The sequence below is a fragment of the Actibacterium ureilyticum genome (assembly GCF_002285435.1).
Classification (GTDB): domain Bacteria; phylum Pseudomonadota; class Alphaproteobacteria; order Rhodobacterales; family Rhodobacteraceae; genus Actibacterium_C; species Actibacterium_C ureilyticum.
This window is the reverse complement of sequence record NZ_NSBT01000007.1, coordinates 28,794-47,184: the sequence shown is the minus strand read 5'-3', so window position 1 is coordinate 47,184 and position 18,391 is coordinate 28,794. Positions and strand designations below refer to the sequence as shown.

Annotated in this window: 19 protein-coding genes; 6 read left to right on the top strand and 13 right to left on the bottom strand. The window is 64.3% G+C overall.

Features of this window, described 5'->3' with window-relative positions; genetic code table 11:
• Positions 1 to 44: 44 nt before the first annotated feature.
• The 4 genes from CLM60_RS01195 to CLM60_RS01180 all read left to right on the top strand — a co-directional run bounded on the left by CLM60_RS01195 (position 45) and on the right by CLM60_RS01180 (position 3,901).
• Positions 45 to 1,904 carry an ABC transporter permease gene (locus CLM60_RS01195; RefSeq protein ID WP_095587445.1) on the top strand — a complete coding sequence of 620 codons (1,860 nt, stop codon included), beginning with the start codon at positions 45 to 47 and terminating at the stop codon, positions 1,902 to 1,904.
• Positions 1,901 to 2,671, top strand: a complete 771-nt coding sequence (locus CLM60_RS01190) for an ABC transporter ATP-binding protein (RefSeq protein WP_095587444.1) — start codon at positions 1,901 to 1,903, stop codon at positions 2,669 to 2,671. Before CLM60_RS01195 ends, CLM60_RS01190 begins: the two co-directional genes overlap by 4 nt.
• Positions 2,664 to 3,365 carry an ABC transporter ATP-binding protein gene (locus CLM60_RS01185; RefSeq protein ID WP_095587443.1) on the top strand — a complete coding sequence of 234 codons (702 nt, stop codon included), beginning with the start codon at positions 2,664 to 2,666 and terminating at the stop codon, positions 3,363 to 3,365. The genes CLM60_RS01190 and CLM60_RS01185 overlap by 8 nt, the downstream gene beginning before the upstream one ends.
• An 89-nt stretch (positions 3,366 to 3,454) precedes the next feature.
• Entirely contained in the window at positions 3,455 to 3,901 is a 447-nt protein-coding gene (locus CLM60_RS01180) for a MarR family winged helix-turn-helix transcriptional regulator (protein WP_095587442.1), read from the top strand.
• Between the two features lie 17 nt (positions 3,902 to 3,918).
• Here the strand turns inward: CLM60_RS01180 and CLM60_RS01175 are convergent, their stop codons facing one another.
• Together CLM60_RS01175 and CLM60_RS01170 are read right to left on the bottom strand one after the other, a co-directional pair.
• Positions 3,919 to 4,776 carry an alpha/beta fold hydrolase gene (locus CLM60_RS01175; protein ID WP_095587441.1) on the bottom strand — a complete coding sequence of 286 codons (858 nt, stop codon included), beginning with the start codon at positions 4,774 to 4,776 and terminating at the stop codon, positions 3,919 to 3,921.
• On the bottom strand, positions 4,773 to 5,153 hold the full coding sequence (locus CLM60_RS01170) for a hypothetical protein (RefSeq protein WP_095587440.1): 381 nt from the start codon (positions 5,151 to 5,153) through the stop codon (positions 4,773 to 4,775). The genes CLM60_RS01175 and CLM60_RS01170 overlap by 4 nt, the downstream gene beginning before the upstream one ends.
• Positions 5,154 to 5,416: 263 nt before the next feature.
• Here CLM60_RS01170 and CLM60_RS01165 point away from each other — a divergent pair, with 263 nt between their 5' ends.
• Complete coding sequence (locus CLM60_RS01165; RefSeq protein WP_095587439.1) at positions 5,417 to 6,292, top strand: dioxygenase family protein; 876 nt, start codon at positions 5,417 to 5,419, stop codon at positions 6,290 to 6,292.
• Between the two features lie 95 nt (positions 6,293 to 6,387).
• On the top strand, positions 6,388 to 7,287 hold the full coding sequence (locus CLM60_RS01160; protein ID WP_095587438.1) for a LysR family transcriptional regulator: 900 nt from the start codon (positions 6,388 to 6,390) through the stop codon (positions 7,285 to 7,287).
• A 4-nt stretch (positions 7,288 to 7,291) separates the two neighbouring features.
• On the opposite strand, the gene CLM60_RS01155 is transcribed toward CLM60_RS01160, so the two are convergent.
• From CLM60_RS01155 to CLM60_RS01105, 11 genes are all read right to left on the bottom strand, one after another.
• Positions 7,292 to 7,990: an ABC transporter ATP-binding protein gene (locus tag CLM60_RS01155; RefSeq protein WP_095587437.1), complete on the bottom strand. Its 699-nt coding sequence runs from the start codon at positions 7,988 to 7,990 to the stop codon at positions 7,292 to 7,294.
• Positions 7,983 to 8,726: an ABC transporter ATP-binding protein gene (locus tag CLM60_RS01150; protein WP_095587436.1), complete on the bottom strand. Its 744-nt coding sequence runs from the start codon at positions 8,724 to 8,726 to the stop codon at positions 7,983 to 7,985. The genes CLM60_RS01155 and CLM60_RS01150 overlap by 8 nt, the downstream gene beginning before the upstream one ends.
• Positions 8,719 to 9,723, bottom strand: a complete 1,005-nt coding sequence (locus tag CLM60_RS01145; RefSeq protein WP_095587435.1) for a branched-chain amino acid ABC transporter permease — start codon at positions 9,721 to 9,723, stop codon at positions 8,719 to 8,721. The genes CLM60_RS01150 and CLM60_RS01145 overlap by 8 nt, the downstream gene beginning before the upstream one ends.
• Before the next feature lie 4 nt (positions 9,724 to 9,727).
• Complete coding sequence (locus CLM60_RS01140) at positions 9,728 to 10,597, bottom strand: branched-chain amino acid ABC transporter permease (RefSeq protein WP_095587434.1); 870 nt, start codon at positions 10,595 to 10,597, stop codon at positions 9,728 to 9,730.
• Between the two features lie 57 nt (positions 10,598 to 10,654).
• Entirely contained in the window at positions 10,655 to 11,827 is a 1,173-nt protein-coding gene (locus CLM60_RS01135) for an ABC transporter substrate-binding protein (protein WP_095587433.1), read from the bottom strand.
• Positions 11,828 to 11,866: 39 nt separating this feature from the next.
• Positions 11,867 to 12,646 carry a benzoate diol dehydrogenase BenD gene (gene benD, locus CLM60_RS01130; protein ID WP_095587432.1) on the bottom strand — a complete coding sequence of 260 codons (780 nt, stop codon included), beginning with the start codon at positions 12,644 to 12,646 and terminating at the stop codon, positions 11,867 to 11,869.
• Positions 12,643 to 13,665 (bottom strand): benzoate 1,2-dioxygenase electron transfer component BenC, encoded by a 1,023-nt coding sequence (gene benC / locus CLM60_RS01125; protein ID WP_095587431.1) that lies wholly within the window; start codon positions 13,663 to 13,665, stop codon positions 12,643 to 12,645. The genes benD and benC overlap by 4 nt, the downstream gene beginning before the upstream one ends.
• Before the next feature lie 66 nt (positions 13,666 to 13,731).
• Positions 13,732 to 14,259: a benzoate 1,2-dioxygenase small subunit gene (gene benB / locus CLM60_RS01120; protein WP_095587430.1), complete on the bottom strand. Its 528-nt coding sequence runs from the start codon at positions 14,257 to 14,259 to the stop codon at positions 13,732 to 13,734.
• Positions 14,260 to 14,273: 14 nt separating this feature from the next.
• Positions 14,274 to 15,662, bottom strand: coding sequence for a benzoate 1,2-dioxygenase large subunit (gene benA, locus CLM60_RS01115; protein WP_095587429.1), 1,389 nt, complete (start codon positions 15,660 to 15,662; stop codon positions 14,274 to 14,276).
• Positions 15,663 to 15,733: 71 nt separating this feature from the next.
• Positions 15,734 to 16,882, bottom strand: a complete 1,149-nt coding sequence (locus CLM60_RS01110) for a muconate/chloromuconate family cycloisomerase (protein ID WP_281256650.1) — start codon at positions 16,880 to 16,882, stop codon at positions 15,734 to 15,736.
• A gap of 169 nt (positions 16,883 to 17,051) precedes the next feature.
• Positions 17,052 to 18,296, bottom strand: a complete 1,245-nt coding sequence (locus CLM60_RS01105; protein ID WP_141246437.1) for a calcium-binding protein — start codon at positions 18,294 to 18,296, stop codon at positions 17,052 to 17,054.
• Positions 18,297 to 18,391 lie beyond the last annotated feature (95 nt).

Genomic DNA, 18,391 nt, shown 5'->3' with positions numbered 1-18,391 from the left:
ATACCGCGACGCTTCGGCGTCGACCAAGGACCCATTCGCCCGCCATGGCTTTCTTCTTCGCTCAGTTCCTGACCGGCCTCGCCAATGCGTCGTCGCTGTTTCTTGTCGCTTCGGGGCTTTCGCTGATCTTCGGTGTCACCCGGATCGTGAACTTCGCCCACGGCTCGTTCTATATGCTGGGCGCCTTCATCGGGATCACCCTGATGCAGATCCTGCCCGGCGCCATTGGCTTCTGGGGCGCGATCCTGCTGACCGGGCTGGCGGTCGGGCTGATCGGCGCGGTGGTCGAGATGCTGGTGCTGCGCCCGATCTATCGCGCGCCCGAGCTTTTCCAGCTGGTCGCCACATTCGGCGTCATCCTGGTGATCCAGGACCTGGCGCTGATGACATGGGGCGCCGAAGACCGGCTGGGCCCGCGCGCGCCCGGATTGCGAGGTGTCTGGCGCATCTTTGGCGAGCCGGTGCCGAAATATGACATCGTGATCATCGCGATCACCCCCTTCATCCTGTTCGCGCTGTGGTACCTGATCGCGCGGACACGGGCCGGCATCCTGGTGCGCGCCGCGACGCAGGACCGCGAAATGGTCGGCGCGCTGGGTGTGAACCAGGCGTGGCTGTTTACCGGGGTCTTCGCGCTTGGCTCGGCGCTGGCGGGTTGGGGCGGCGCGCTGCAACTGCCCAAGGGGGGTGCCGACCTGCTGATGGATTTCAACATCATCGGCGCGGTCTTCGTGGTGGTGGTGATCGGCGGCATGGGCAGCCTGCCCGGCGCTTTCATCGCCACGGTGCTGATATCGGTGCTGAACGTCTTTGGCGTGACCTATCTGCCGCAATCGACGCTGGTGCTGATGTTCGTCGTGATGGCGGTGGTGCTGATCATCCGGCCCTATGGCCTGCTGGGCCGCGAAGAGGTCGCGGGCGAGCACGGCCAGGTCGGCGCACCCGACATGCCGATCCGGCCCTATGGTCCGGTCGGCCAGGCGCTGGTGGCCGCGCTGCTGCTGGTGCTGGCGCTGCTGCCGGTTTTCGCCGATCAGTTCATGCTGATCCTGATGATCGACATGATCGTCTTCGCGCTGTTCGCGGCGTCACTGCATTTCATCCTTGGCACGGGCGGGCTGGTCAGCTTTGGCCACGCGGCGTTTTTCGGCGGCGGGGCCTATGCCGCGGCGCTGCTGGTCTTTCACACCGACACCCCGATGGAGCTGGCGTTCCTGTTCGCCCCGCTGGCCGCCGGTCTGCTGGCGCTGGCGATCGGTTGGTTCTGCATCCGGCTGACCGGGGTCTATTTCGCGATGCTGACGCTGGCCTTCAGCCAGCTTGTCTGGTCGCTGGCCTATCAGTGGCGCGCGGTCACGCGGGGCGATGACGGGCTGGTCAATATCTGGCCCTCGGACTGGCTGGGCGAAACCGCGTCCTATTACTATTTCACCCTGATCCTGGGCGTGGGGGGCATCCTGTTTTTGCGCCATGTCATCCACGCGCCCTTTGGCTATGCGCTGCGCGCCGGGCGCGACAGCCCCCGCCAGGCCGAGGCGATGGGCATCAACGTCAAGCGCATCCAGTTCGCCGCCTTTGCACTGGCCGGGGCGATGGCGGGGCTGGCGGGGGGGATCTTCGTCTTTTCCAAAGGTTCGGTCTTTCCGACCGAGCTGGAAATCGCGGCCTCGTTCGATGCGCTGATCGTCGTCTTCCTGGGCGGGGTCAAGACGCTGGCCGGGGGCGTGGTCGGCGCGGGGTTCATGACCGTCGTCGAAGACTGGCTGACCCGGCTGGAATACTGGCGCCTGCTGCTGGGCCTGGTGATCATCGCCGTCGTCATCATCGCACCCGAGGGCATCGTCGGGTCGATCCGGACCTTCTGGAACCGGATCCGGGGATCGGAAGAAGAGGCCGCGAAATGACCGAGATCCTGCGAGTCGAGAACCTGAAGAAATCCTATGACGGCTTTCTGGCGGTCAACGGGGTATCGTTTACCGTCGAACAGGGTGAGCTGAAGGCGCTGATCGGGCCGAATGGCGCGGGCAAGTCGACCTGTTTCAACATGCTGATGGGCCAGCTGAAACCGACCGCCGGAGAGGTCTTTCTGGACGGCCAGAAGATCACCCGCCAGAAACCGCGCGAGATCTGGCGCAAGGGCGTCGGGCGGACCTTTCAGATCACCAGCACCTATCAGTCGATGACGGTGATCGAGAATGTGCAGATGGCGCTGCTGAGCCACCATCACAGGCTGTTCGCCATCGCGCCGCGGGCGTGGAAACTGTATCGCGACGAGGCGCTGGAATTCCTGCGCATCGTGTCGATGGAGGATCAGGCCGACCGCAGCTGTTCGATCCTGGCCTATGGCGATCTGAAACGGCTGGAGCTGGCGATCGCGCTGGCCCACCGGCCACGGCTGCTGCTGATGGACGAACCGACCGCCGGCATGGCCCCGACCGCGCGGGTCGCGCTGATGCAGCTGGTGGCCGATATCGTCCGGACGCAGGGCGTTTCGGTGCTGTTCACCGAACATGACATGGATGTGGTCTTTGCCCATGCCCATCACATCATGGTGCTGAACCGGGGCGAACTGATCGCCGATGGCGACGCGACCGAAGTGCGCAACAACCCCCAGGTCCAAGAGGTCTATCTGGGTGGCGGCACGCTGTTCAAGGAGGCGCAGGATGCTTAGCGTCGAGGGTATTCACAGCTATTACGGCAAGGCCCACATCCTTGGCGGGCTCAGCTTCGAGGTCCGCCGGGGCGAGGTCGTCGCGCTGCTGGGCCGCAATGGCGCGGGCAAGTCGACCACGATGAAATCGGTGATGCAGCTGGTCCGGCCGCGCACCGGCAGCGTGATGTTCCAGGGCGAGGATCTGGTGGGCAAGCCCGCCTTTCGCGTGGCGCAGGCCGGGATCGGCTATGTCCCCGAAGATCGCCGGATCTTCACCGACCTGACGGTGACCGAAAACCTCGAGGTCGGGCGCCAGCCGCATCGCGACGGGGCGCCGGAATGGAGCGTCGAGCAGCTGTTCGACATCTTTCCCAACCTGGCCGAACGGCGCGGCAACCGGGGCAAGCACATGTCGGGCGGCGAACAGCAGATGCTGACCATCGCCCGCACGTTGATGGGCAACCCCCTGCTGCTGCTGCTGGATGAACCGTCCGAAGGGATCGCGCCCGTGATCGTCGAAGAGATGGCCAGTACCATCATGCGGCTCAAGGCGGAAGGGCTGACGGTCATGATCTCGGAGCAGAACCTGCATTTCGCCCGCGCCGTGGCCGACCGCGCGATCATCATCGAAGGCGGGGAAAAGAAGTTCGACGGCAGCTTTGCCGAGCTCGAGGCGCATCCCGAGATCCGCGATGCCTATCTGTCGGTCTAGGCGCCCGCGCCCCGGCCGGTTGCGGCCGGGCCATTGCCCTGATCGGCGGCGGCGGTTAAGCCCGGACCCGCAGAACCCAGGAGACGCCGTTGACCCGTGACATCAAGCCCCGCACCAGCGCAGAGCACGGTTACGTGCTGGATGAACAGATCGGCTTTCTGCTGCGCAAGGCCTATCAGCGCAATTCGACGATCTTCCTGAACCGCGTTCCCGGCAACCTGACCACGACGCAGTTTTCGGTCATGCACCGCCTGGCCGAGGACGGGCCGGTGTCGCAGAACCGCCTGGGCCGGTCGGTGGCGATGGACGGTGCGACGACCAAGGGCGTGGTCGACCGGCTGATCGCGCGCGGGCTGCTGGCCACGCGGCGCGACCCCCAGGACCGCCGCCGCCATCTGGTATCGCTGACCCCCGAAGGGGTCGCGCTGATCGACGAGGCGGTCGAGGCCGCGATCCGCGTCACCGCCGAAACGCTGGAGCCGCTGCGCGAAAAGGAAAAGGAAACCCTGCTGCGCCTGCTGGCCAAGATCATCTGAGCGCCCTTGCGCCCGCTTCAGACGGGCGCGGGCACCTGCTGCGGCATCCGCTCCAGTGCGTCGACAAAGAAGGGCCGGAACCCTGCGGGGTGTTCGCTCATCGGGAAATGGCCAAGCTCGTCCATCACCGCCAGCGTGGCACCCGGGATCGCGCGGGCGGTCCGCGCCGCGTCCTCGGGCGTGCAGGTCAGGTCATAGGCCCCGACGATGATGTGAACCGGTGTCTTGGCGGTGTCGATCGACGACAGGCGGGGGATCAGGCTGTCATCGCGGGTATAGAAGCTCAGATCCCCGCGAAACACGCCCGGGCCGCTTTGCATGAACATCCACAGGGTGTTCCAGCGTTCCACATCCGGCGCATGGGGCGAGATATTGGCCGAAACCAGCGCCGCCCCCATTTCGCCGCCATGGGCGTCGGGGCGGTGGAACCAGTCGATATCGTACCAGGCGGGCTGGAAATCGGATGCCTCGATCGCGATGAACCCGCTGAATTTCCCGGGGTGCAGCGCCGCAAGCTGCAACGCGATGCGCCCGCCCATCGAACAGCCCGCCAGGATCGGCCGGTCCAGACCCAGCCCGTCGATCACCGCCAGCACGGTTTCGATATAGGCGTCGGTCGTCAGCAGGTATTCCTGGGTCTCGAACCCCTCGGGCGGCAGCGATTTGCCGTGCCAGGGCATGTCGAACGCAATCAGACGATGCGCCGCCGTCACCTCGGCGTCGTTCATCAGGTGGCGCCACTGGCGCGTGTCGGCGCCCGCGGTGTGCAGGCACAGGACCGGACGCCCCTGCCCGGCCTCTTCGAAATAGATCCGGCGCGGGGCGCCTTCGACGGTGACGGTCAGGTACCGGCCGGTGATGGGTTCGATGCTCATGCCGTGGGCTCCGTGGTTGCGCGCGCCAGGGACAGGACCTCTTTGAAAAAGCGCAGGTTCTTAACCAGGCTCAGGATGTCGCCATCCACCCGGCCCCGTCCGATCTTCACCAGGCCGAAAATATCGTGAAATCCCGGCGCGGGGCGCGGGCGCCAGAACTTTGCCAGCGCCTCGGCATCGGTGCGCAGGGCAAAGCGCCACGGCGTCTTGCGGCTGGGCCCCTCGACCACCGAAACGATATGGCCCTTTTCGAAGGTCAGATAGAATTCGGCGCCGTCGACCTCGATCAGGACCGTTTCGGAAAACAGCCGCCCAAGCCGCAGCAGGTGCGGCGTTTCGTCCAACTGGTGCTGAATATGCCTGAAGGTGTCGATCATCCTTGCCCTCCCGCGGGTGTCCTTGCTGCGTCGTTGGTGCCACGGGCGGGGGGGCGGGGGCCATGCCACATGGGGTATGAGCCGATACTTTGGCCGCGCCCGCGACGGCCAACCACGCGGCGCCCCGGTTCCGGCTGCGGTATCATCTGATACCGACGCAGGCATTGGGTGCGCAGTTGATTTGGCAAATGCTGTCGAGCCATGGAGGGAGGCGGAGGCGCATCCCGCCATCGGCATCAGACCGTTTGGAGGAGGAAATATCCATGGGAATCGTCAATCAAGACAATATTACCGATGTGGTCATCGCAAGCCTAGGCAAGCATGGCGACATCACCGACCGCCAGCGCGAGATCATGACATCGCTGATCAAGCACATGCATGGTTTCGTCAAGGACGTGAAACTTCAGCACAGCGAGTTTCTGGAGGCCTGTTTCTATCTGGAACGCGCCGGTAAGCTTTGCAATGAAAACCGCCAGGAATTCATCCTGCTGGCCGATATCATCGGGGTCGAGGTGCTGGTCGACATGATGACCAACCCCGTGGACGGCAATACCAGCGAATCCACGGTTCTGGGCCCGTTCTATCGGGAAAACCCGCCCGTGCTGCCCAAGGGCGCGTCGACCATCCAGAAGCATTACGAGAACGAGGAAACCGCCTATTATGAGGGTTATGTCCGCGACGCCCAGGGCAATGGCATCCCCGGCGTGATCATGGATGTGTGGGAGGACGCGCCGAACGGCATCTATGAAAACCTGGATCCCGACCAGCCCGAATACAACCTGCGCGGCCGGTTCGAAACGGACGAGAACGGCCATTATGCCTTTATCGCCGTGCGCCCCGTGCCCTATCCGATCCCCGAGGACGAAACCGCGGGCGAGCTGCTGCGTTTCATGGGTCACCACCCGAACCGGCCCGGCCACATGCATTTCATCATCTCCAAGGACGGCTATCGCCCGCTGATCACGCAGATCTATGACGCCGACAGCGAATGGCTGGAAAATGACAGCGTGTTCGCGGTGAAGGAAAGCCTGATCGGCAAATTCATGCCCGCCAATGCGGAACACGGCACCGACCTGCATTTCCAGCACAATTTCGTGCTGCAGGACGAGGCCGCGGTCAGCTCTGTCGCGGCCGAATAGGCCCGCGCGCTCCCCCACGGACTGGCCCCCGTCCCTGCGCGGGGGCCTTTTTTGTTCGCGCAAGATCCCATACCTTGCGCGGCGGGAGAGAGGACATGAATTTCAAGCAACTGACCTATTTCATCGCGGTCGCCGAAGAGCTGCATTTCGGCCGCGCCGCCGAACGGCTGGAAATGGCGCAACCGCCGCTCAGCCGCCAGATCAAGCAGCTCGAGGAAGAGCTGGAGGCCGTGCTGTTCAACAGGGGCCGCAACGCGATCACGCTGACACAGGCGGGCGAGCGGCTTCTGGAACGCGGCAAGGCCATCCTGTCGCAGCTCGAGGATACACGGCTGGAGGTGCGCCGCCTTGGGCAGGGGGCCGAGGGGCGGCTGCGCATCGGCTTTGTCGGATCGGCCACTTTCGGGATGCTGCCCAATATCATCCGGTCCTATCGCGCCAATTACCCGCAGGTGAACCTGAGCCTGATCCCGATGAACAATGCCGAGCTTTACCGCGCGCTGGTGTCGCGGGAAATCGACGTGGCCTTTGCGCGGCCCACGCTGAAGGACCCCGAATTTCTGTCCAAGCACCTGATCGAGGAAAAGCTGATCCTGGCGCTGCCCGATATTGTCGACACCGGCACGCGGACCGTCGCCAAGCTGGAGCGGCTGAAGACGCACAACCTGATCCTTTACCCCGAACGCCCGCGGCCAAGCTATGCCGACATGGTCCTGAAGGCGGTCGAGGATGCGGGGTTCGAGACACCGATGCGCATCTGGTGCATGGACCTGCAAACGGCGTTGAGCCTTGTGGCGGTCGGCGAAGGCGTGTGCATCGTCCCCGAGTCGGTGTCGAACGCGCCGCGCAAGGGGATGAAGTTCCTGAAGATCGAACCCGAGATCGCGCGCACCGAACTGTCGGTCAACTATCGGTTGGACGAACAGGGGGTGCACGTCAAGAATTTCGTGTCCATGGCGCAGAAGGTGGCCCGCAAGAGCCCGATCAAGAAATAGCGCCCTAAACCCCCAGCCAGGTGTGCTGGGCGTCCTCGTCGGCGCGGATTTCGGCGGCGCTGCCGGTCCAGACCACCTGTCCCTTGCCCACGACGGCCACGTCATCGGCCAGTGCGGTGGCGAAACCGAAGTTCTGCTCGACAATGATCATCGACAGCCCGTCGCGCTTCAGCTCCTGCAGCTTGTCGTGGATCAGCTTGACGATGATCGGGGCCAGCCCCTCGGTCGGTTCGTCCAGGATCAGCAGGCGCGGGTTCATCAGCAGGGCACGCGCGATGGCCAGCATCTGCTGCTCGCCGCCCGACAATTGCGTGCCGCCGTTGTCCAGCCGCTCGCCCAGGCGCGGGAACAGCTCAAGCACGCGGTCCATGGTCCAGTCCGGGCGCGGACCGCCGAACCGTTTCGCCACGATTTCCAGGTTCTCGCGCACGCTGAGCGACGGGAAGATGTCGCGCGTTTCGGGCACATAGGCGATACCGCTTCTGGCCACGTCGAAGGCGCGCGTGGCAATGGGATTGCCGTCGAAGACGATGTCGCCGGATTTCAGCGGCAACAGCCCCATGATCGTCTTCAGCGTGGTCGATTTCCCCGCGCCATTGCGCCCCAGAATGGCCAGGACCCGCCCCGGCTGCGCGACCAGCGACAGCCCGTACAGCACCTGTGTTTCGCCATATCCAGACGAGATCGCGTTCAGTTCAAGCATCTTCCCAGCTCCCCAGATAGATGTCCTTCAACAGCTTCGATCCGCGCGCCTGCTCGGGCAGGCCGTCGAACACCACCTCGCCATAGTTCAGGACGGTGATCGTGTCGGCGACATCGAATGCCAGGTCCATGTCATGTTCGATGATCAGCATCGTCAGATCGCGCGGCAGGTTGTTCAGCAGCGCATGGAACCTCTTGGACATTTCCGGCCCCACCCCGCTGGTCGGCTCGTCCATCAGCAGCACCAGCGGCCGCGTGGCCAGCGCGACGCCGACCTCAAGCTGGCGGCGCACGCCATAGCTGATCTGGGACACCTTGGCGTGGATATGGGGCATCAGGTTGACCTGTTCGGCCACCTCTTCGACGATCTCGCGCACCTCGGGATCGGCCAGGCTGTCGGACCACAGCCGGGTGGCCTTGCCGGTATGCACGGCAGCGGCCAGGCCCAGGTTCTCTTCGACCGTCAGCCCGTCGAACAGCGTGTTCTTCTGATAGCTGCGCGACAGCCCGCGCCGGGCGCGCTTGGCCACCGGCAGCGCGGTAACATCCTCGCCCGCCAGATGCACCGATCCGCCATCGGGCGACAGTTCCCCCACCAGCTGGTTGAAAAACGTCGTCTTGCCCGCGCCGTTCGGCCCCAGGATCACCCGGCGTTCACCGCGTTCCAGCTTCATCGAGACATTGCGCGTCACGTGAACGGCGCCAAAGCTTTTGTCGAGATTGCGGGTTTCAAGCATCGCTCGTGGCCTCTTCGGGTTCGGGTTTGCGGGTGGCATCGGCGACGCGGCGTTCGATCCGATCGCCCCAGCGTGCCTCGATCCAGCCGAAGATCCCGTTGGCGCGGCTCATCACCACGGCGATCAGGATGACGCCGACGACAAGGTGCCAATAGCTGGTCAGACCGCTGAGCTCATGTTTCAGCACCACGAAGGCGGCGGCGCCGACAAGCGGGCCAACAAGCGTGCCCAGCCCGCCAAGGATCACTACCACCAGCGCCTCGCCAGAGACGGTCCAGCTGAGCAGCCCGGGCGAGATATACATGATGTGCTGCGCGGCCAGCGCCCCGGCCAGACCCGCAATCATCCCCGACAGGCCGAAGACATCGGCCTTGACCCGCCACACCGTCAGGCCCAGCGCGCGCATCCGCTGTTCGTTGTGCATGACCCCGCTCAGCGACCGGCCCAGCCCGGACCGCAGGATCAGCACCGCCGCGCCATAGACCGCGCCCAGCGCCGCCAGACAGAACAGCGCAAAGCTGCGGCTGTCGTTCAGGTCGATGCCGAACAGGCCCAGATCCAGCCGCGCAATGCCGCCCAGCCCGTCATCACCGCCGAAAACCAGCGCCTCGAACACATAGGAATAGGCCATCTGCCCGAAGGCGAGCGTGGCCATGATGAAATAGATGCCGTGGCTGCGCGAACAGATCGCCCCGATGGCCCAGGCCGTCACACCGGTCAGGGCGACCGCCCCGGCCATGGCCAGCGGCGGCGCGATCCCCGCCTTGGCCGACAGCAGCGCATAGGCATAGGCCCCCACCCCCATCAGCGCGCCGTGACACAGCGACACCATGCCGCCGAACCCCGCCACGATATCAAGCGCCAGCACCAGAATGGCCAGGATCAGGATCTCGGTCAGGATCTCCAGCCCGAAATACTCGGCGGTAAAGGCCTGAAACAGCGCCGCGGCCAGCAGCACGACCAGAACGGCATATCGAAGTGCGTTATGTCGGAACATCGCCCTATCCTTTCGCCGGGAACAGGCCCACGGGCTTGATCACCAGAACCGCCGCAAGCAGCGCATAGATCAGGACCGAGGCAAGCTGCGGCGCCAGCACCGCGCCGAAAGTCTGGACAAAGCCGAAGATCAGCGACCCCGCGACCGCCCCTTTCAACGAGCCCAGCCCGCCGATCACGATAACGATCAGCGTGGGGATCAGGATTTGCAGCCCCATATCCGGCGTCACGCTCAGCAGCGGTGCCGCGACAACACCAGCCAGCCCGGCCAATGCGCAGCCAACGCAGAAGACGATGAAGAAAAGCCGCTCGACATTGATGCCCAGACAGGCCGCCATCGCGTCATTGTCGACCCCCGCGCGGATCATCGCACCGATCTGCGTGCGGCTCAGCACAAAGGCTAGTGCTGCGAAAATGCTCAGACCAAGGCCGATGATGAACAGCCTGTAGGTCGGGTATTCGATGCCCAGAAGGGCCGTGCGCCCCGCCAGGATCTGCGGCACCTGGATCGCCAGCGCCAGATCGCCCCAGAACAGGCGTGTCAGGTCCAGCAGCGCAAAGATCAGGCCGAATGTCACCAGCACCTGCGCCATCGGTCCCGATTTGCGCATCCGCCGGATCAACCCCGAATACAGCAGCACCCCGACCCCAGCCACGGCCACCGGCGCCACGAAGAACCCCAGCCAGAAGCCGCCCACAGCCGCCGCCGACGCCCCGAAATAGGCGCCCAGCGCGTAAAGCGAGCCATGGGCCAGGTTCACGAAATGCATCAGACCGAAAATGACCGTCAGACCGATGGAAAGCAGGAAAAGAAGCATCGAAAGTTGCAAGGCATTCAGCGCCTGCAGCATCCAGAACCCCGGATCATGTGCCATGAGCGTCCCCCTTCGCGTGAAAGACCCGGCAGCGTTCAGGCCGCCGGGCCATTGGCATCAGTTCGAAACCGCCGGCATGGCGCAGCCATTGACCGGGTCGGCCTCGGCCGGCAGTTGGGCCAGGACCTTTTGGGTCAGCCCATCGTCGCCAGCCACGGTTTCATAGACATAGATCGGCTGGACGATGTTGTTGGTGGCCGGGTCGATCGACAGCGCGCCGCGCGGCCCGTCGAAGCTGACCTTGCGCAGCGCCGCGGCCAGCGTTTCGCGATCCCGCGCGCCGGTCTGCACGGCGGTGACAAGGGCACGGCCCGCGTCATAGCCATGGACCGCGAATTCCGACGGCACCCGGCCCGTCTTGGCCTTGAACGCGGCAACGAACGCCGCATTGGCAGGGTTGTCGATGGTGGGCACGTAATGCAGCGCGGTGATCACGCCCTCGGCCGACGGACCCTCGGCGTTGACGTAAAGCGGCGAGGTCAGGAAGCCCGAGCCATAAAGCGGCAATTCCGCCTTCAACCCGAAACTGTCATATTGCTTGACGAAGGAAATCGCCTCGCCCCCGGCATAGAAGACATAGACCGCGTCGGCGCCGCTGGCCTTGGCCTGTGCCAGATAGGGGCCGAAATCCTGGGTCTTCTGGAACGGGGTGAATTCCTGGCCGACAACCTCGCCGCCCGCTGCGGTAAAGGTCTGGGTGAAGCCGTCGATCATCTGGCGCCCGGCGGCATAGTCGGGCGCAAGGGTGAACACCTTGCGAATGCCCTGGTCGTACATCCAGGTGCCCATCGGGCGGTTCACCTGCCCGTTGGAAAAGGACATGCGGGTGATGAAGGGCGAACAGGACGCGCCCGTTGCATCGTCATTGCCCGCATTCGCCACGATCAGTGGCACACCCGCGCCGTGCACCATATCGCGCACCGCGCCCAGCACGCCCGAGCTGACGATGCCCGCCATCACGTCGACCTTGTCCTGCAGGATCAGCTTCTTGGCCTTGCCCAATGCGACGGGCGGCTTCACCTCGGTGTCTTCGCGCACCACGTCGAACGTGACGCCGGTATCGCTGCCGAACTCGTCCAGTGCCAAGGTGAAGCCCGCTTCGATGTCATTGCCAAGCGCGGCATAGACCCCCGAAAACGGCAGCAGCAGACCGACCTTCAGGTCGTCGGCGGCGGCAGGCAATGCAAGGCTGGTGGCAAGCCCCAGGGCTGCCAGTATCGCGCGTTTCATTTGGTAACTCCTCCAAGTTTCCCGACCCCTCCTCAGGGCCTATCCAAGATCTCCTCCACCCACCGGGACGGTGACCCCGGTGATGTAGGAAGCGTCGTCCGACGCCAGGAAAAGGATCGGACCTGCCTGTTCGTCGAGCGTTCCGTAGCGTTTCATGAACGAGGACTGGATCGTCTGATCGACGATGGTCTGGTACCAGTCCGCGCGCTGTTCTTCGGCGGCGTTGGGGTTGCGCGGCACCACGCGCGGCGGCGCTTCGGTGCCCCCCGGCGCGGTGGCGACGACGCGAATGCCGCGCTCTGCCACCTCCCACGCCAGGCTGGCGGTCAGCGCGTTCACGCCCCCCTTGGCCGCGGCATAGGGCACCCGGTTCAACCCGCGCGTGGCGATGGACGACACGTTCACGATCACGCCCGCGCCCTGCGGCAGCATCCGTTCGATGGCCGCCCGGCAGCAGTAAAGCGTGGGGAACAGCGACCGGCGCAGTTCGGCGTCGATCTCTTTCGGGGCATAATGCTCATAGGGTTTGGCCCAGATCGTGCCGCCCACATTGTTCACCAGGATGTCGATGCGCCCCCAAAGGTCGACGGCCCTTTGGATCGCCTTTTCACAGCCCGACCAGGTCTCCAGGTTGACCGATACCGCCTCGGCCGCGCCACCGGCGGCGCGGATCGCCGCGACCACGTCGTTGCGCGCGGGCGAACGGTCCACGATCAGCACCCGCGCGCCCTCGGCGGCGGCGCGTTCGGCCACTGATCGGCCAATGCCCTGTGCCGCGCCGGTGACGACCATCACCTTGTCTGCGAAACGGCCCGTCATGCGGCGGCGACCTCTGCCTCGGTCGGGTTGAACTTCTCGAAATAGAAATTGGCCGGTTCGACGCCCAGCCTCGCGAAATGGTCGCGCACGGCATCGACCATCGGCGGCGGGCCGCACAGGTAAACGTCGCAATCGCCGCCGTTCAGATCCTGGGCCGTCACGTGATCGGTGACGAAGCCCTTGCGGTCATGCGCGTCCTCTTCGGCGGCCAGGATGGTGATGACCGTGACATTGCCGATCCGGTCGGCCAGCGCGGTCACGCGGTCCAGCTCGACCAGATCCGCAGCGCGGGTCACGGCATAGTAAAGCGTGACCGGCTGATCGCTGCCCTGCGCGGCCACCTGTTCCAGCATCGACAGGAAGGGCGCCAACCCGGTACCGCCGGCCAGCCAAAGCTGCGGGCGTTCGATGGGGCGCAGGTAAAACGCCCCCATCGGCCCGGTCAGCGTCACCGCATCGCCGGGCGCCGCGCGCTCGGCCAGATAGCGGCTCATCACCCCGCCGGGCAGGTTCCGGATCAGAAAGCTTGCCTGATCCGTGCCGGGCGCCGAGGAAAAGGAATAGGACCGGTGCGTATCGGCGCCCGGGACGGTCACGTTCACGTATTGGCCGGGCAGAAAACCCATCGGCTTGGCCAGCGTCACCCGCAGGCCAAAGGAGGTCTCGGACAGCGGCTCCACCGCGCTGACCGTGCCCGACACGGCCTCCGGCGCGGTCTTGCACAGCGCGGACGAGGCCGGAACCCGCAGCACGCAATCGCTTTCGGGGATCATCTGACAGGTCAGGACGAAACCCTGCTCGGCCTCTTCGTCGCTCATGGATTCGTCCATGTAGAATTCCAGCTCGTATTCGCCCTTCTCGGCGAAACACTTGCAGGTGCCGCAAACCCCATCGCGGCAATCCATCGGCAGGTTGATCTTCTGGCGAAAGGCGGCATCGGTCACCTTTTCGTCGTCATCGCATTGGATGACACGGGTCACGCCATCTTCGAAATTCAGCGCGATATTATAGGTCGTCATGGCATGTTCCTCCCTTGATCGCGCACCCTGGGGCGGGTGCGCGTCTGATGTCCCGCAAGACCGGGGTCAGATGTGGTAGACGTCGATCACGTGGTGGATGTGATCGTTTTTAAGCACCACCTTCTTGTCGGCGATCAGCGGCTTCGGGCCGCTGGTGTCGAGCGTATAGAACGACGTGCCCCAGTGCTGATCGGTCGTGCCATAGCGATAGCTGAGCGTCTGCCAGTTGAACCGCAGCCGGATCTCGGTGCCGTCGCGGGACAGAACCTCGATCCCCGACAGGTAATGATTGGTGCGCGGTTCGGGCAGCGACGTGGCCGATGACCGGTCGGTCTTGATCCGGAACACGCGATCCTCGATCCCGTGCTTGTTGGGGTAATACATCAACGACATCTCGTTCTGCGGATCTTCGGTCAGGGTGTCGTAATCGTCCCAGGCCGGCATCCAGAACGGGCATTTGTCGTGATAGAACGACAACCAGGTGTCCCATTCGCGGTCGTCCAGCGCGCGTGCCTCGGCATAAAGAAACGCCTGGATTTCCTCGAAGCTCATGGCGGTGTCGGGCTGGCTGCGTTCAAGCGTGGCGGTGCTCATGTCCGATGTCCTCCTTATTCGGCCGCGGTGCGCATCTGCGGCGCGGCGGCACGTTCCCGGGCGATGGCGTCGGCCATGCGATCGGACCAGTTGCTGTGCTGGATGACGAACAAGCCCTCATCCTCGGTCCGGGCGCCCGACAGGACCGGGTTGATGCCCAGCGCCTTGGCGTCCTCGTCCGGACCCGCGATCCATTGGGTCGCACCACGGGTAAGGTCGTTCCAGGGCGCGTGGGACGCCCCGGCATAGCCACGCTGGGTGGCGCGGAATTCCTCGGTGTCGTCCGGTGTCGCCATGCCGGATGCGTTGAAGAAATCCTCGTACTGGCGGATGCGGCGTGACCGGGCCTCCTGGCTTTCGCCCTTGGGCGCGATGCAATAGATCGTCACCTCGGTCTCGTTCACGCTGATGGGGCGGAACACGCGGATCTGGCTGCTGAACTGATCCATCAGGAAGACGTTCGGATAAAGGCACAGGTTGCGCAGCACGCCCACCATCCATTCGGCCTTGGTCTTGCCGTGCTTCTCGGTCCATTCCGCCAGACGCGGATAGCCCGGGCGGTTGGTCGGGTCGGCCCATTCGGTCCACAGCAGGATGTGGCCGTTTTCATAGGCATGGAAGCCGCCGCGCTGCTTGGCCCATTTGGACGCATCGGTCGCCTTGATGTCGTCTTCCTTGCCGTCATCGGTGCGGTGCGCGGTGGTCGCGACATAGTTCCAGTGCACCGCCGACACGTGATAGCCATCGGCGCCGTTCTCGGCCTGAAGCTTCCAGTTGCCGTCATAGGTATAGGTCGACGCGCCGCGCAGAACCTCAAGCCCCTCGTCGGCCTGATCGACGATCATGTCGATCATCTTGCGCGCCTCGCCCAGATATTCCTCCAGCGGTTTCACATCCGCGTTCAGCGATCCGAACAGGAAGCCGCGATAGTTTTCGAACCGGGCGACCCGGGTCAGGTCGTGGCTGCCATCCTTGTTGAACTGTTCGGGGTATCCCGCGCCCTTGGGGTCCTTGACCTTCAAAAGCTTGCCGGTGTTGGAAAACGTCCAGCCGTGAAACGGGCAGGTAAAGGTCTTCTGGTTGCGGCGCTTGAACCGGCACAGCATCGCGCCACGGTGCGAACAGGCATTGACCAAAGCGTGCAGTTCGCCGTCCTTGTCGCGGGTGATCACGACGGGCGTGCGGCCCATGGTCAGGGTGAAATAATCGCCCGGCTCGGGGATCTGGCTTTCATGGGCCATATAGATCCAGTTGCCCTCGAAGATGTGCTTCATCTCCAACTCGAACAGGTCCTCGTCGGTGAAGATGTCCCGGCGGCAGCGGAAGATACCGTTTTCGGGGTCGTCCTGGATCGCGCCTTCGATGTGCCGCTCGACCGCGTCGAGATCTGGGTTCGTAAACATCAGTAGTCCTCCTCCTGACTGCTGAAACGCGTTTGTGCCGCGCTTGTGCTGGGTAAGAATCCTTGTGCCGTCTAAGCCCCCGCGACGGCTGTGACGGTCCGCCCCCTGTCGCGGCGGAAAAAGTCGATCTTGTCGGGGTCCAGCGCGATGCCGTTTCCGGGGCCGCGCGGGATTTCGACGCAGAAGTCGCGATAGCCGATGGGCGTGGCCAGAATGTCTTCGGTCAGCAGCAGCGGACCGAACAGCTCTGTCCCCCATTGCAGGGTCTCGACCGTGGCGAAAAGATGCAGCGCCGCCGCGGTGCCAAGCCCGGTTTCAAGCATCGTGCCCGCATACAGCCCCAGCCCCGCCGCCTGTCCGATCGCGACGACCTCGGCCGCGCGTTTCAGCCCGCCCGATTGCGCGACCTTGACCGCAAACACATCCGCCGCACGGTCGCACGCGACCTCGACCGCGTCCTCGGGGCCGTTCAGCGCCTCGTCCGCCATCACCGCGATCTCGTATCCGCGCGCCAGTTCCGCCATGCCCGCACGGCACCGGGCCGCAACCGGCTGTTCGACCAGCTCGCACCCGGCCTCTTGCAGGCCCCGCAGACCCCAGCGCGCATCCTGCAGCGACCAGGCGGTGTTCACATCGACCCGCACGCTGGCGCGGTCGCCCACGGCGGTCTTGATGCGGGCCACATGGGCCACATCCGCGCGCACGTCGCGCTTGCCGATCTTCAGCTTGAAGATGTTGTGGCGCCCGGTCTCGATCATCTCGAGCGCCTCGGCGATATCGGTTTCCGAATGGCCCGAGGCCAGCGTCCAGGCGACCGGCAGCCTGTCATGCACCGCGCCGCCGAACAGCTGTGAAACCGGCACGCCCAGCCGTTTGCCCAGCCCGTCCCACAGCGCGGTTTCCACCGCGGTCTTGGCGATGCGGTTGCCCTTGACCAGCTTGTCGATCAGCTGGATCGCGCCGTTCACGTTGTCGCCGTCACGGCCGATCAGATTGGGCGCGATATAGGTCTCGATCGCGGACTGGATGCTTTCGGGGCTTTCGGCGCCATAGCTCAACCCGCCGATGGTGGTGCCTTCGCCGATCCCCTGGGACCCGTCGGAAAACCGGATCGTCACCAGAACCGCCGTCTGGGTCCGCATCGTGGCCATGGAAAGCACGTGGCCCCGGATGGTCGGAATGTCGAGGATCGTCGTCTCGATCTGGTCGATCTTGGTCACTGCTATCACCACGTCCGCAGGTTTCGTTGGCCTGCAGATTGCCCGCCCGGGCCGGTTTCTGTCGATGATGGGGCGGGTCTTGGGTGATACCCTGATGGGGCAGATTGCCGCGCCACCATGGCAGCGCGGCAAGGGTTCGTCCGTCAACCGGCGGATCGCCGGAGACGCGTCACGCGATGAAATCGTCCGTGGCGAAAACGATATTGTCGACAACGCTTTCATCGGCGTCGCGAATGACGATCACGTCCCGATCACCACCGTCGAGCACGATCCGAAGATCGCCACCGCGTTCGATCAGGCGCAGGATCTCGGCGCCCTGCTCCAGAACGATCAGATCCTCGTCGATGTTGAAATCGGTGATGACATCGCGATCACGCGACCCGTCGCCGGTATCCGCACCGAAGATGAACGTGTCGGCCCCGTCGGAACCGGTCAGCTTGTCGCTGCCCGCGCCGCCAATGATGATGTCGTCGCCGTCGGTCCCGCGCAGCCGGTCATCGCCGCTGGTGCCCTCGATAACCGTGACCTCGGGTTCCGGGATCGGGTCGGGATCGGGGATCGGATCCGGCGTCGGGGCGGGGTCGTCGCCCGGCGTCGTACCCAGCGGTTCGAAACCGATCTCGGCATAGGTCAGGTTGTGGCTGGTGAAGGATTCGAAATCCGCATCCACCACATTGTCCAGCGTCCGGCCCGTCGCCTCGACCGCCGCGACATCGATCGCAAAGGCGCGTGTGTCGATGGTCTGGTTGTTCACGAACGAGATATCGCCCGACTGATAGGCCCGCACACCCGAGATCGAACTGCCATCATCGAAGGTGACGGTGACCAGCACTGCGGCATTGAACACGCTGATTTCCGTGCTGTCGTCGGGGTTGAGCACGGTGTCGTCGCTGTCGATCACAAGCCGTGTCACGCCCAGACCCGGCGCATCGATCGAACCGCTTCCGAAAACCAGGCCCTCGAACTGCGTCGTACCCGGCGGGACCAGACCGAAATCCAGCTGGTTGAAGGCGACGTTGTTGGCGCGGATCTGCGAATCGGCGGTGACATCGGTCAGCCCATCCGCCGGGAAATCGTTGCGCGGCAGGAAATAGGTGTCGCCGCCGGCAAAGAAGGTGATGCCGAAAATGGTGCCAACATTCGTCTGCAGGCTCACGAACTCGTAAGATGGCGATTGCGTCGCGATTTCGATGCCATCGGCGAAGAAGCTGATCGCTTCTGCCTCACTCAGCACGGTTTCGTTGACGGTGCCTTCGAAGATTACCGAACGCGGGGTCACGATAAAGTCGTTCGCATCGGGATCGACGGTCCGAAGCTCGACCGCGGTCAGGCTGGTGCCTGCTGAAATGATGTCGTTCGACCCAAGCTCGACGCCTTCGATGCGATAGGCGGTACCGACCAATGTTGTGGGCATGTCTTTATCCTGTATGGGTGTGGTTGGAGGTTAACGACACCGATATAGCCGCTTGTGCGCGCCCAGGATGTTGACACATTTTCACATAACGGTGC

What these genes read in the sequence shown, in the direction of transcription:
- CLM60_RS01195 (WP_095587445.1), top strand. Translation starts at nt 45, where the DNA reads ATGGCTTTCTTCTTCGCTCAGTTCCTGACCGGCCTCGCCAATGCGTCG.
- CLM60_RS01190 (WP_095587444.1), top strand. Translation starts at nt 1,901, where the DNA reads ATGACCGAGATCCTGCGAGTCGAGAACCTGAAGAAATCCTATGACGGC.
- CLM60_RS01185 (WP_095587443.1), top strand. Translation starts at nt 2,664, where the DNA reads ATGCTTAGCGTCGAGGGTATTCACAGCTATTACGGCAAGGCCCACATC.
- CLM60_RS01175 (WP_095587441.1), bottom strand. Translation starts at nt 4,776, where the DNA reads ATGAGCATCGAACCCATCACCGGCCGGTACCTGACCGTCACCGTCGAA.
- CLM60_RS01170 (WP_095587440.1), bottom strand. Translation starts at nt 5,153, where the DNA reads ATGATCGACACCTTCAGGCATATTCAGCACCAGTTGGACGAAACGCCG.
- CLM60_RS01165 (WP_095587439.1), top strand. Translation starts at nt 5,417, where the DNA reads ATGGGAATCGTCAATCAAGACAATATTACCGATGTGGTCATCGCAAGC.
- CLM60_RS01160 (WP_095587438.1), top strand. Translation starts at nt 6,388, where the DNA reads ATGAATTTCAAGCAACTGACCTATTTCATCGCGGTCGCCGAAGAGCTG.
- CLM60_RS01155 (WP_095587437.1), bottom strand. Translation starts at nt 7,990, where the DNA reads ATGCTTGAACTGAACGCGATCTCGTCTGGATATGGCGAAACACAGGTG.
- CLM60_RS01150 (WP_095587436.1), bottom strand. Translation starts at nt 8,726, where the DNA reads ATGCTTGAAACCCGCAATCTCGACAAAAGCTTTGGCGCCGTTCACGTG.
- CLM60_RS01145 (WP_095587435.1), bottom strand. Translation starts at nt 9,723, where the DNA reads ATGTTCCGACATAACGCACTTCGATATGCCGTTCTGGTCGTGCTGCTG.
- CLM60_RS01140 (WP_095587434.1), bottom strand. Translation starts at nt 10,597, where the DNA reads ATGGCACATGATCCGGGGTTCTGGATGCTGCAGGCGCTGAATGCCTTG.
- CLM60_RS01135 (WP_095587433.1), bottom strand. Translation starts at nt 11,827, where the DNA reads ATGAAACGCGCGATACTGGCAGCCCTGGGGCTTGCCACCAGCCTTGCA.
- benD (WP_095587432.1), bottom strand. Translation starts at nt 12,646, where the DNA reads ATGACGGGCCGTTTCGCAGACAAGGTGATGGTCGTCACCGGCGCGGCA.
- benC (WP_095587431.1), bottom strand. Translation starts at nt 13,665, where the DNA reads ATGACGACCTATAATATCGCGCTGAATTTCGAAGATGGCGTGACCCGT.
- benB (WP_095587430.1), bottom strand. Translation starts at nt 14,259, where the DNA reads ATGAGCACCGCCACGCTTGAACGCAGCCAGCCCGACACCGCCATGAGC.
- benA (WP_095587429.1), bottom strand. Translation starts at nt 15,662, where the DNA reads ATGTTTACGAACCCAGATCTCGACGCGGTCGAGCGGCACATCGAAGGC.
- CLM60_RS01105 (WP_141246437.1), bottom strand. Translation starts at nt 18,296, where the DNA reads ATGCCCACAACATTGGTCGGTACCGCCTATCGCATCGAAGGCGTCGAG.